Source organism: Maribacter sp. IgM3_T14_3, from assembly GCF_049603095.1.
GTDB lineage: Bacteria > Bacteroidota > Bacteroidia > Flavobacteriales > Flavobacteriaceae > Maribacter.
This window is the reverse complement of record NZ_CP187138.1, coordinates 4,359,358-4,372,570: the sequence shown is the minus strand read 5'-3', so window position 1 is coordinate 4,372,570 and position 13,213 is coordinate 4,359,358. Positions and strand designations below refer to the sequence as shown.

The following is a 13,213-nucleotide window of genomic DNA, read 5'->3' as shown; positions in this document are numbered from 1 at the left end:
GATGTGTCGAGTAGACAAGGGGAATTTCACCCCGAGCCTCTCACAGAACCGTACGTGATAGTCTCCCATCATACGGCTCTTCTAACTTAACTTTCAAAGATAGCTCATCCTCTTTCAAGTTGGCAAATTGTACGTTAAATTAGCTAATCCCTTCGCTCCAGTTTCATTACAAAACTTTCATTACTACTACGGATTAGTCCGCCCCTATACCAAGCATTGCTATTCTGCCTCTAGTTTGCGCTATTGTGCATTTCACTTTGCATCTTAGTACAGGTTCCCGAGTTCCGTAAATAAGCCCGAATAAAGGTCATGCCTCCTAAATGACGCCTGCCGCTTAGCCAGTAAACAGGTAACCGCTAAACTTATAATGTTTGTCATACTTCAAACACTTTTGACATGATGTTGCACTTTCTCGACACTTCATCAGAGGTTCATTTGCATTCATCTCCTTTATCCATACCTGACCACGCTCTTGACGCAGCCTTTTCCATAACGCTCAATACCTTGGCTCTTTACCAAAGCACCTTATGGGGGTTTGATGCTCTCTCCTGCAAGACAACATCAGTGGGTCGGTTCCACCATCTTATAAACAGTTCGCAATGAAATATATCAGCCGTTCATTGCTTTCTCGGCACACGTATGGTTAGTTGCGTGGTTAAGCAACTAATTTAGCAAATAAATCACAGATAGAATATTCCGCAGGAATGTTCGTAAGTCGGCAGTGACCAAGCAATTAATTATACACGGTGTTGAACTTAGTGTTTTTCCTTGAATAATTCCTTTAAATGTTCCGAAATTTCTTGACATTCAGGAATATATATATTCGCAATAAAATTCTCGTTTTCATCCTTATATTTATCAAACATTCGAGAACGATTATTTTTCGAATGTGTCACATTTGCAATTCTATCGCAAAATTTAATAAATGATGCATTTTTAGTCTCTCTAATTCCTTTATAATATTTTTCATTTGCTCTTTCGGCTCTATTTCGGCCTTTTTCATTTGTTAAAGCGTAAGCAAGTTCAGCTATAGTTTCATTTGTTTCTTTTTTGACATCATTGTAAGTCTCCCTTGCATCTTCTATTATATCGTGAACCCAACATCCGGCAAATACATTTTCTTGTTCAGTTGGCTCAACTAAATGAATGAATTTTTTTGCTATTTCAAATACCATATTTAAATGAAAATCATAATCATATTCGTCGTATTTATGATTTGCTTCTTTATGTTTTCGAATAGCGTATTCTTTTGTCTTTTCTAATTTTTTCATTAAATATTTATGTTCTGTTTGGCAATAAGCACAACGTCTCGGCTATGGTTAGTACGGGAATTAAAATTACTGAATTTCCGATTAAGCACTTAGCCAAAACTTTTTATTTTGTTTTATCTTTTATTTTAAAGCCAAATCAAAAGATTTGGCGGACTTGGTTAAAAGCTCTAAACTTTGGATTAAGCACCAAAACCCGTATTAATTATAGCCATTGTTGGCAAATCGTTTTTATTCCGCAATCAATATTTTTTCCATTTTATAATCCTCAACAGAATGTCCATTCGGGAACGAGTTAATAAGCGATTCCACTATTTTAAATCCATTTTTTAGATAAATGTCAATCGTATTCTGGTTATGTTGGTTAACAATTAGCTCAATTTTTTCAATTCCGTTATTCGTCGCAAATCCGTTAACATATTCCAACGCTGTTTTTCCGATTTTCAACCCACGAAACGATTTTAAAATATATAGTTTGCTCAAAATTAGTTTTTTATTCAGTTTTTGAATTCCTAAATATCCAACATTTTTAGTATCAAAACTTAAGAGAAAATAACTAAAATTCTCATTTTTAATTTGTTTTCCAATTGAATTTTCCGATTGGAATTCCGTCAAAAAATAATCGGTATGTTCAGCAGGAATTATTGGGTCATAAACTTCGTGCAAAATCTCTTTTGCTAATTTTTCAATGATTTTAAATTCAGACGTGTTATTAGCTTTGTTAATTTCAATCATTTTGTAAAGACACTTAATCTATTGGAAAGATTTCAAAATCTGTATATTCTTTCCAATTATTAGTCCATTCTTCAAATAATTCAGGTTTATTTGTTTCCATAAGTTGGAAACAAATACTCTGTTCTTTATTAACCCAAGAATTTAAATAGTAAAGACCCTCAGGAAGCATTCTTCCTTTCTTATTCCATAATTCATTGTTTTTCTCAAGGCAATTAGGTTTGAATTTTTCAACAACCATAAATTTTTTCATTATTCTCTGTTTTAATCTCGACTAACGTCAAATTTAGTTATTGAAAATCAGGATGTTGAAAAATCGAGATCTTCTGGTTTTATGTCAAATTTATTGATTTGTTTTTTAATTCTTTTGACGAGTCCCATTTTTCTTTTTTGATCTAGGAATAAATAGTCAGTAGGTGGTTGATAGGCTTGTTTTTTTGTGACCATATTCCAAATGATAACAGCCAGTTTTCTAGCGGTTGCACTCACGGCTACTTGTCTTCCTTTTTTGAAAGCGATTTTTCTAAAGAAATTGGATAAATGAGTGTCTTTTAGATTTCCGATTGCATTTGCAGCTTGCCTGAGTGCTGTTTTTATTCGATTACTTCCTTTTGGTGTGCGATGACTTAATACTTTTCCTCCAGATATTTTATTATTCGGTGCAAGTCGCATCCAAGAGGTGAAATGTTTTGCAGTAGGGAATTTATTAAATCCTTCAGAACCAATTTCGCTAATTATAGTGAGTACTGTTGCGTGGCTTAGACCTTCTATTTGCATTAGGTCTATGCCTCCAAAATATTGAAAAGCCAATTGGTTTAACTCAATTTTTGGGGCATTTTTATTTATGCGCTTATAAGGTTTTGCTTTGGTTTTTAGTTTTTTTTTAATCGGGTCAAGATTGATTTGTTTTTTAAGGAACCTGTCAATTTGTTTATCACAATCTGCTATTTTCTTTTGATAAAATTGGTAGCTTTCAAATTCTTGTTTGAGTCCAAAAAGAAAGTCCTGTCTGTTATTGCCTTTTAGAGCCTTGGCAATTTCTTCTTCTGATTTTCGACAATTATAGTGCCTGTGTTTCGCTAAAGAATTTGGGTCTAAATTTCCTTTGCAGATGTCTTCAATAATTTTCAGCCCGGTAAGCCCACATACATCCTTTACTACTACGTCTAAACGCATATTAAGTAGTTTTAGGTACTTCTGCATTTTGTTGGAAGCTTCGGCAGCTAATTGTAACCAGTTTGTTCTTTGTCTGCAATAGGTTCTTAGGATTTCCGTAGTTTCATCTGGTAAAAAGCTGCTACTCAATAGTCCAAGAGCGTGTAGTTTTTGTATCCATCGTGCATCTTTTACGTCAGTTTTTTTGCCTTTGGCATTTTTAGTAAATTTTCCATTGGCAAGAATAATGTCAAATCCATTTTTAGCGAGTTCAGCATATAAGTTCTGCCAGTAACTTCCAGTAGATTCCATAGCAACAGAGTTGATGCCATTCCCTAAAAGCCAATTACAGATGTCCTGAAGGTCTTCTGCATACACTCCAAATTCTTTTACATCACTGAGGTCTTGTCCAATGGCGACAAAGTGACTTCTACTTCCCACATCAATTCCAGCACAGTGAAGATTGATGATGTCCAGTTCCATTTTTTTGTTCATACCAAAATTATTTAGGTTTATAAAAATGGCTCAAAAGAAGTACTGTATAAATTCTAAAATATCTCGATCGGACTTGCATAAGATGCAGTACCACTGGAATTATCACATCAAACTCAACCTAAAGGCAAGAATGATAGTACTTCAATCAGAATGTTGACCGAGTTTACCCAAAAGGTAACACCAGTTGAAAAATCGACCTTGTAGTGAGCCTATATAAAAATAAAAAAAAGATAGGATTTTGCGATTCGTTAGCTCGAGGAATTAATCGGATTCTGATGTGGGGAATGTTTGCCAACGGGAGTTTGCGCAGCAACTCCATTTCGAATAAAAATAAATGATTTGTTTTGATTTATAGGACCCTAAGCGAAGGTTTTATAGCCGGTTCTTTTGTGGTAAACTAAATTTCCAAGAAAAGGAAAGTCGCCCAAAATGGCTGAAATGGCTCCGAATAGGGCAAAAAATATGTCGACAAGCCTTTTGAGCCTGTCCTTCAACACTTTTGGGTCAAGAATGGACACAAGTCTGCTAAGGTTGTAGCATATCATGATCAGGTTTACCTCGGAGAGCACGTTCTGTTTTCCTTTCATCAATGTATGGGTGAAGCCCCATTGTCTTTTGATGGTCCCGAACTGGTGCTCGGTGATCTGTTGCCTGAGCCTATAATATTCCGGATTTTCCTCCACTCTTTTCTGGTTTTCCTCCAAGGCCTCCTGATAAATGGAGCGCTCTATGAAGCGTCCGTTCTTGTTCGTGGTACAAAGGTGCCTTACGGGGCAGACCTTGCAGGCCTGTCGGTTCTTGTAATGCTTGACCTTGTGGCCCGCCTTATTGTAAACGGTTCCATTGGTCACCAATATCTGTCCGTCGGGACAGGTATAGGTATCCATTTCCCTGTCGTATTTAAAATCGACCATGGGATAAAGGCCGTTGTGTTGGGAAGAATGCTCCTTTGGGGATGAGTAAGTTGTTATCCCGTTCTTGGTGCAGATGTCCAGGTGTTTGCCCGTGGTGTACCCTTTATCGGTAAGTGTCCTCATTTTTTCCACGCCCAAAAGTTGCTTTGCATCGAGTGCCATGGGCGAAAGTGCGTGTGTATCGTTTACGGTGCCCGTGTCGTTGTTGACGAAGAGTTTGTATTTTGCATCACACCCTGCCTGCACGTTATAGCCCACATTGATTATGTTGCGGTGCAGTACTACCGATCTGGCATCGGGATCGGTAAGGCTGATCTGTCGTTCCCCACTGGTGCGCAGCTCTTCCCCGATGTTGCGGTATCTTTCCTTCTTCGATTCCTGGTAGGCAATTTTGTCCTGTATTTTTTCGGTATCCGAATCTCCGTCCTCGGCATCAAGTTGTTGTTGGTATTCCAGTATCTTGTTGTCTATGTACTCGATATGGCGGTCGATCTTGTTCTGGTTGAAGTTGTTCTTCAGGGCGTTCTGGGCCCTTATCTTGAAGGAGTCGATGGCAATGGTCTCGCCTTCGATTAGTTCCCAATCCTTGAGCAGCACCACAAAATACCTGAATGCCCCTTTGAAGGCTTTTGGGTTACGCTTTCTGAAATAGGCTATTTTCCTTGCGGACGGCCTTAGTCCCTTCAGGAGCCATATGACCTCGAGGTTTACCTTGCAGGCATGTTCCAATTGGCGGGAGGAGCGCAGTTTGTTCTTGTAGCCGTAGAGATAGAGTTTGAGCATGTCCGAGGAACGATATGGTGGCCTGCCCTCGTTGTTCAGCACGTCCCTGAACCCCAGGTCGCCCATTGGGAGGATATCCACGAACATATCGACGATCCTTGCCCACGAATCGGGACCCAGGCAGGATTCGAAATCCATCATTACGAGTTGGTCCCTGTCAAAACCTGTTATAAAATCCATACCATTAAGATAATCAATATCAATACGATATGGTATTGGCCGTGCTAAAGGAAATCAACAAAGTTATTAAGAAAGGGTAGGTTTTTGCGCAGTCTGACGGTTGGGCTCGTATGTTTGGTTCTAAGTTTGAAGATAATATATTCTGAATGATAAATTAGTTTAAAGGAAGGGTGATTTCGTGGTTGGGCTAGATACTAAATAGAGATATCGTCGCTTAGGTTTACGCTCTTCCTGAACTGATTTATTAAAGCATTATTTTAGATAATCAATAATAAGCTTAAGTAGAAGGGATAATGGCTTTTGGGCTAGATACACTTAATGTGATATCGTTTTTTAGAGAGACCTCCCTTCTATAATTTTCTTGGAATCTGAACAGTACCTAGATCCTATATTACAGAGATCGAATCAAATGCGAGCAAAGATGATAAAGAGGGTTATAGCTTAAAACATAATATTATGGAAAAGCGATTAAAACAAAGTTTAGGAATAGATGTCTCCAAGTCAAGCTTATCATTGTCCCTTGGTTTTCTGGACGATAAACTGGAAAAGGAATTCATGTCACATCCAGATGTACCTAATGATGAACCAGGTTACAGAACACTTTTAAAATGGCTAAAGAAATCAGTTGATAATAGTGTTGAACTATTGGTAGTTATGGAAGCTACCGGGGTCTATCACCAAGGAATCGCCCATTACCTGTACGGCAAAGGATATTGCGTCAGTGTCATGCAATCGGGTCGTGTAAAGCGTTATGCACAGAGTCTGGACCAACGTTCGAAAACCGATGCCTTAGATAGTAAAATGCTAAGTATGCTTGGGTTAGAGCGATCTATTCGCCTTTGGCAACCACCTAACGAAGAATTACAACATTTGAAAGGTTTGAGCAGAGAGCGCAGTTCTTTGTTGAAAGATAAGGGGAGCGAGAACAATCGCCAAGGAGCCATTTCATCCAGTGTCTACAGTAATGCAAAAGCCTTGAAAAGGCACAAGAACAGACTGAAACTTCTCAATGAACAGATAGCGATTATCGAAGAGGAGATGAAAGAACTCATTTCAAAAAATGACGAACTTCAAAGGAAAGTTGATTTACTAACGAGTATACCCGGTATCTCTTTCATATCGGCAGCAACCGTGATAGGGGAAACCTTAGGTTTTGAATCTATAGCGAACGGAAAACAGTTGGCCAGCTATGCGGGTTATGACATAGTGTTAAGGGAGTCTGGTAATTTTAAAGGAAAAACAAGGATCAGCAAAAGAGGGAATAGCCATATTAGGGCAGCTTTACATATGCCATCGATGACCTGTGTACGGTGTAACCCTACATTGAAACAATTCTATAATAGGTTAAAGCCGAAGAAAGCAAAGCCGTTGGTGGCCTTGATAGCCGTTCAGAGAAAATTGTTGATACTTATGTTCACGTTATGGAAGAACGAAGAAGTCTATGATGCTAAATTTGAAATAAAAAAGCAGCAAAAGCATGACGCTCTTGCTGCGCGGGATAACAGTTTGATAAATCAACCTGTTTCCTAAATTATTAAAGAAAAAACTTGTTTTTTAACACAGTACCTAAGCGTAGTGCGGAGGCAAGGAAACTTTTTGATTCCGTCTACGCACGAAGCTAAAGCTTATTGTTTTGCTTTTTCTTTTTTTGTCCAAAGCTAAATCCATAAGATTTAGCGACATTATAAATATACACAGACCTTTCGTTTTTGCCCTAAAGCCCGCATTACGTTTAGGCATTGTTGTAAAACGTGATTTTATGGTTACTGTCCTCCTTAGCTATTAAAGAAAAATATATTTAGATTAAGTTCTTTAGCCTTGTCAAATACGTAATGCATATCTTTTTTCAATTCAATATTATTTGGATACTTTTTTGCCAAAGTATCAAAGTAAAGTTTTTTATAATCTTCTAATTCTCGAATTAAAATGAAAAAAAGATGCGGAAAATCTCTACTTCGAGGTGTTTTCCAATACGATCTTGAACGGTTTTCGAAATCCGATAAATACTGTGTGAACATAGGCCAATTATCGTTGTTTCGATTAACGATTTTACCATAATGAAGACAAACATCTCGTTGTAAATAGCCATAAACGGCACCTAATGTACTTATAGCGAATTTTTCTAATTGTTTATCCAATATTAAATCGGTGTAAAGATTTTCTGTTTCACCTTCAATAATATTTTGCATTATTCTTTTACTGGATAATTTTCCTTTTGACAAATCAAAATAATCTTCAAGCATAAAGTCATATTCACTATAATCAGGTATTATATCTATTAGGTCATAATTCTTAGAACCAAATACTTCACTCACTTTTCTTCCGTTCGTAAATATTGTTTCAACTGCGTAACCCATATTTATATGTTTTTTATTCAGTAATCGAGTGAAGAATGGTTTCTTCGTAATCTCGACTAACGTCAAATTTAGTTATTTTTTGTTCTTATCCCTTTATTTATAGTCTATTCGCCTATTTTCCCCCTCTGCTTTTCTGAAAAAAACCTTAAAATTTGTCGTTAGCTCAAGGAATTAATCGGATTCTGATGTGGGGAATGTTTTACAACGTTGAGTATATGCAAAGTAGGCGGTTGCGGGCTTCAAACTTATCAAACCGTTACAATTTTGAAGCGGGCTACAACAGTTGAATTTACTACCATCTCGCCTATTTTGTATATACATTGTTGTGCGTTCGTGCTTTATTTTCGGTGTATAGATTGTTTGACAAATTCTACAATCAATGGATTTGGCATATCAAAGGTAGAAGTCAATGCTGGCTGAAATAATGTCCCTACAAAAAATGGATGAGATTCTATCTCAAATGCTCTTACTTGACCATCTGCTGATATTGCTGTTAATTTAAGTCCGTTAGATTTTAAAGTATCTATATACTTGCTGTTAATGCCATAACTACAAAAATATTTTCCTAATAATCTCTCTTTTTTTATTGTGTCAAATAGAATTGAATTTGTGTCTGTTATTGTCAATTCTTCTTCTTGCTCAACTAACGAACAAGAAAGTTTTGAAATCAATAAGTCTGTTGAGTTTGGGTTAGTTTCCTCATGGTCTGCATTAGTAATTCCACATAATTTTCTTGCAAACTCAATTATCATGTGTTGGAAACCACCACAATTTCCAAAGGTTGGAATATTATTATGTCTGGTATAAGTAATTGTGCTTAGAACATTTTCCATGTCTTTGTATGGTGAACCTGGAGCAATCCAAAGTCCACAATACATATTATTGAATGCAGTTTTAAAATTCAGCGTGTCAGAAGAAATCCAATCAAATTGAATTTCTTCTTCAAATATTTTTTTAATTTGTCTAATACTATCATTCAGTGCATGATGCGTTGAATAAGCAGGATTAAAGTCTCCTAATATTGCAATTTTATATATCATTGTTTTTAAGTTATTGGTCTGTTTACGTTTGCAATGTGTACCAGCATGACGCACAACGGCTCGGCGTCGAGTAGACAAGGGGAATTTCACCCCAAGCCTCTCACAGAACCGTACGTGATAGTCTCCCATCATACGGCTCTTCTGACTTGATACACAAAGATAGCTCATCCTCTTTCAAGTTGGCAGGTTGTGTATTAAACCAGCTCATCCCTTTGCTCCATTTCCATTACAGAAACTTCATCACTACTACGAATGAGTCCGCCACTACATATACTTTTGGTATTCTACCTCTAGGTTGTGCCTATTGTGTATTTCCCTTAGCACGTATATGCAGCTTCCCAAGTTCCATAACTAAGCCCGAATAAAGTTCTTGCCACCTGAATGACGCCAGCCCCACAGAAAATAAATAGGTTACCCCTGTGATTAATGTTCTTTCAAACACTAGTTTTAACTCCGTATCATACTTCGTAGCTTTTGACTGGATGTACCTACTTCTCGACACCTCTTCAGTGGTTCACTTTCGTTCAACTCCTTTATTCATACCTGCCAACCTCGTGGGTTGGATTCTCCTAAACGCTCAGTACCAAGGCTGTTAACCAAAGCACCTTTAGGTGGTTTAGAGCCATCGCCTATACAACGACTCTGATGGATCTACCATCATCTTAATTACAGCATGCAGCACAGTTTATTACCATGACTGCTTCTTGGCACACTATGGTTAGTACGGGAATTAAAATTACTAAATTTCCGATTAAGCACTTAGCCAAAACTTTTTATTTTGTTTTATCTTTTTTTCTTTAAAGCCAAATCAAAAGATTTGGCGGACTTGGTAAATATGCCTAAATTTTGGGTTAAGTACCAAAACCCGTATTAATTATAGCCATTGTTGTGCAACGTATTTCTACGTTTTATTTTTTCCGTTTTGAAATCTGTTTTCTAAGAAATTTAGTCCAAAAATTCCATTCAGTTTTTTTTTTGCTGTCAGATAAGTTATTCTCAATTTTATCAAATCCATCTTCGATAAGAGCATTATGTAAAGAATGTATTGCAAAAGTCCAGATAAATATTCCTTTCCCTTTAGCATTCATATCAATCGTATGTTTTATTTCCGTTTTATTTTTATCTAATTCCTCTATTTCGAATTTATGAATTCCGTTAAATCCAATAGGTTTAGAAAATTTAAATTGAATTATTTCATTCGGATTATATTTTTCTACAGAATATCTTATTGGTCCGTGTCCACCTTTTGCTCCAACTTTAATTCCGCCTTTAAATTTCATTTCTGGCCATTTCTCTTTTGGCCAAACTTTGTCATTTTCGGTCGCTAGGGTTTTTAATATTTCCGAAACCTCACTTTTAGACTGGTTTATTATTCGCTTATGGACATTCAGTACTTTCATATTATTTCAGCGTGTTTTTTGGATATCTCGACTAACGTCAAATTTAGTTATTGAAAATCAGGATGTTGAAAAATCGAGATCTTCTGGTTTTATGTCAAATTTATTGATTTGTTTTTTAATTCTTTTGACGAGTCCCATTTTTCTTTTTTGATCTAGGAATAAATAGTCAGTAGGTGGTTGATAGGCTTGTTTTTTTGTGACCATATTCCAAATGATAACAGCCAGTTTTCTAGCGGTTGCACTCACGGCTACTTGTCTTCCTTTTTTGAAAGCGATTTTTCTAAAGAAATTGGATAAATGAGTGTCTTTTAGATTTCCGATTGCATTTGCAGCTTGCCTGAGTGCTGTTTTTATTCGATTACTTCCTTTTGGTGTGCGATGACTTAATACTTTTCCTCCAGATATTTTATTATTCGGTGCAAGTCGCATCCAAGAGGTGAAATGTTTTGCAGTAGGGAATTTATTAAATCCTTCAGAACCAATTTCGCTAATTATAGTGAGTACTGTTGCGTGGCTTAGACCTTCTATTTGCATTAGGTCTATGCCTCCAAAATATTGAAAAGCCAATTGGTTTAACTCAATTTTTGGGGCATTTTTATTTATGCGCTTATAAGGTTTTGCTTTGGTTTTTAGTTTTTTTTTAATCGGGTCAAGATTGATTTGTTTTTTAAGGAACCTGTCAATTTGTTTATCACAATCTGCTATTTTCTTTTGATAAAATTGGTAGCTTTCAAATTCTTGTTTGAGTCCAAAAAGAAAGTCCTGTCTGTTATTGCCTTTTAGAGCCTTGGCAATTTCTTCTTCTGATTTTCGACAATTATAGTGCCTGTGTTTCGCTAAAGAATTTGGGTCTAAATTTCCTTTGCAGATGTCTTCAATAATTTTCAGCCCGGTAAGCCCACATACATCCTTTACTACTACGTCTAAACGCATATTAAGTAGTTTTAGGTACTTCTGCATTTTGTTGGAAGCTTCGGCAGCTAATTGTAACCAGTTTGTTCTTTGTCTGCAATAGGTTCTTAGGATTTCCGTAGTTTCATCTGGTAAAAAGCTACTACTCAATAGTCCAAGAGCGTGTAGTTTTTGTATCCATCGTGCATCTTTTACGTCAGTTTTTTTGCCTTTGGCATTTTTAGTAAATTTTCCATTGGCAAGAATAATGTCAAATCCATTTTTAGCGAGTTCAGCATATAAGTTCTGCCAGTAACTTCCAGTAGATTCCATAGCAACAGAGTTGATGCCATTCCCTAAAAGCCAATTACAGATGTCCTGAAGGTCTTCTGCATACACTCCAAATTCTTTTACATCACTGAGGTCTTGTCCAATGGCGACAAAGTGACTTCTACTTCCCACATCAATTCCAGCACAGTGAAGATTGATGATGTCCAGTTCCATTTTTTTGTTCATACCAAAATTATTTAGGTTTATAAAAATGGCTCAAAAGAAGTACTGTATAAATTCTAAAATATCTCGATCGGACTTGCATAAGATGCAGTACCACTGGAATTATCACATCAAACTCAACCTAAAGGCAAGAATGATAGTACTTCAATCAGAATGTTGACCGAGTTTACCCAAAAGGTAACACCAGTTGAAAAATCGACCTTGTAGTGAGCCTATATAAAAATAAAAAAAAGATAGGATTTTGCGATTCGTTAGCTCGAGGAATTAATCGGATTCTGATGTGGGGAATGTTGCACAACGTTCAGGCTATGATTAGTGTGGGGCGGTGATTTACAATTCCCATTGCGCCACAGCTCGTAGCCAAATCTTTTTGTTTTAATTTTTCTTGTCCAAAGCAAAATCCCAAAGATTTTGCGACCTCATAAATATACACAGACCTTGGTGTAAAAACCTAAACCCCACATTAATTATAGGCATTGTTACCACCAGTTATTTACGTTTTGAAGTTTATTACATCTAAATGAACTGGATAATCGAATTGAAGCAGATTAACTTTATAGAATGCTTTTTCTGGTATTTTTGTTTTGTCAAATCGAACATATGTGAAACCGTCTTGCTTAATTACCAATACATCTTCAATTGAGTGGAAAGTCAAATTGTCTTCGCTAATCATTAGGTTTATTCCCCAATCCATATTTTCGTTGGATTTATAAACAAAATAATAAAAATCCTTGTCGGTTTTCAATTGTGGAATGTCCGAAAAACCTACAAAAAACCATATTGGTTTCACGAATTTTGATTTATTGAATTTTTCTAATGTCAATGGTTTTTCCAATAATTGCCACTTAGAATCTTCTGGATAATGAGTTATTATTGCTAAATCAGGTTTCATGTTGAAATAAAACTCTGATACAGATGGGTCTCCTGATGTGCCCCAAGTTGAATCTACTAAAATCCATTTATCATTTATTCTAACCGCGTTCCAACCATGGCTAAATTCAAAATCTAAGGCAAGACTAACATATTTGTTTCTTTCATCTCTAATGTAACCAACAATTATAGAGCACTCGATATCCAAGTTGTCCATAAACCACTTAAAAAGATTTGCATATCCAGCGCAAACTCCTTTTCTCGTTTCATAAACCCAAAAGTATTTTTGACTGTTAAAAAAACTGTCATTAGTTATCGCTCCATTATTTACATCATATAACATTTTATAGTCATATTTAATATTTGTCCCAATCCATTGATAAAAAAAGCGAGCTTGGTCAATTTCTGTTTCAATATTCTCTTTAGCGTAATCAACTAGCTCATACATGGTGACGTTGAGCGAATTAGCTTTTTGAACTAAAGTAGAAATAGAATCGTTCTGAGAAAAGCTATGATTATGGAAAAGAACTAGAAAGATTAATATGAAATATACTTTTTTCATAATTGGTGGTAACAATTGTATATAGTAACAAGTTACTATATTTCTATTTTAGA

11 protein-coding genes are annotated in these 13,213 nt (G+C 36.2%); 1 reads left to right on the top strand and 10 read right to left on the bottom strand.

Annotated features, from left to right (window positions below):
* Window positions 1-755: 755 nt before the first annotated feature.
* The 5 genes from ACPF9A_RS19205 to ACPF9A_RS19185 all read right to left on the bottom strand — a co-directional run bounded on the left by ACPF9A_RS19205 (window position 756) and on the right by ACPF9A_RS19185 (window position 5,527).
* Window positions 756-1,271, bottom strand: coding sequence for a phosphohydrolase (locus ACPF9A_RS19205; RefSeq protein WP_299326107.1), 516 nt, complete (start codon window positions 1,269-1,271; stop codon window positions 756-758).
* 228 nt (window positions 1,272-1,499) lie between these two features.
* A complete protein-coding gene (locus ACPF9A_RS19200; protein ID WP_423999513.1) occupies window positions 1,500-2,003 on the bottom strand; it encodes a GNAT family N-acetyltransferase in 504 nt (167 codons plus the stop codon).
* 13 nt (window positions 2,004-2,016) lie between these two features.
* A complete protein-coding gene (locus ACPF9A_RS19195) occupies window positions 2,017-2,253 on the bottom strand; it encodes a DUF3303 domain-containing protein (RefSeq protein ID WP_116772387.1) in 237 nt (78 codons plus the stop codon).
* Window positions 2,254-2,300: 47 nt separating this feature from the next.
* Window positions 2,301-3,650, bottom strand: coding sequence for an IS110 family transposase (locus tag ACPF9A_RS19190; RefSeq protein WP_423997572.1), 1,350 nt, complete (start codon window positions 3,648-3,650; stop codon window positions 2,301-2,303).
* 359 nt (window positions 3,651-4,009) lie between these two features.
* A complete protein-coding gene (locus ACPF9A_RS19185; RefSeq protein WP_423997090.1) occupies window positions 4,010-5,527 on the bottom strand; it encodes an IS1182 family transposase in 1,518 nt (505 codons plus the stop codon).
* A 456-nt stretch (window positions 5,528-5,983) separates the two neighbouring features.
* Between ACPF9A_RS19185 and ACPF9A_RS19180 the strand changes: the two genes are divergently transcribed.
* Window positions 5,984-7,057 carry an IS110 family transposase gene (locus ACPF9A_RS19180; protein ID WP_423999375.1) on the top strand — a complete coding sequence of 358 codons (1,074 nt, stop codon included), beginning with the start codon at window positions 5,984-5,986 and terminating at the stop codon, window positions 7,055-7,057.
* A 245-nt stretch (window positions 7,058-7,302) separates the two neighbouring features.
* Here the strand turns inward: ACPF9A_RS19180 and ACPF9A_RS19175 are convergent, their stop codons facing one another.
* The 5 genes from ACPF9A_RS19175 to ACPF9A_RS19155 form a co-directional block, all read right to left on the bottom strand.
* On the bottom strand, window positions 7,303-7,884 hold the full coding sequence (locus tag ACPF9A_RS19175; RefSeq protein ID WP_423999511.1) for a hypothetical protein: 582 nt from the start codon (window positions 7,882-7,884) through the stop codon (window positions 7,303-7,305).
* A gap of 338 nt (window positions 7,885-8,222) precedes the next feature.
* Window positions 8,223-8,924, bottom strand: a complete 702-nt coding sequence (locus ACPF9A_RS19170) for a glutamine amidotransferase-related protein (RefSeq protein ID WP_423999509.1) — start codon at window positions 8,922-8,924, stop codon at window positions 8,223-8,225.
* A 908-nt stretch (window positions 8,925-9,832) separates the two neighbouring features.
* Window positions 9,833-10,324 carry a hypothetical protein gene (locus ACPF9A_RS19165; protein ID WP_423999507.1) on the bottom strand — a complete coding sequence of 164 codons (492 nt, stop codon included), beginning with the start codon at window positions 10,322-10,324 and terminating at the stop codon, window positions 9,833-9,835.
* Between the two features lie 57 nt (window positions 10,325-10,381).
* Complete coding sequence (locus tag ACPF9A_RS19160) at window positions 10,382-11,731, bottom strand: IS110 family transposase (RefSeq protein ID WP_423997572.1); 1,350 nt, start codon at window positions 11,729-11,731, stop codon at window positions 10,382-10,384.
* Window positions 11,732-12,221: 490 nt separating this feature from the next.
* A complete protein-coding gene (locus ACPF9A_RS19155) occupies window positions 12,222-13,160 on the bottom strand; it encodes a transglutaminase domain-containing protein (RefSeq protein WP_423999505.1) in 939 nt (312 codons plus the stop codon).
* Window positions 13,161-13,213 lie beyond the last annotated feature (53 nt).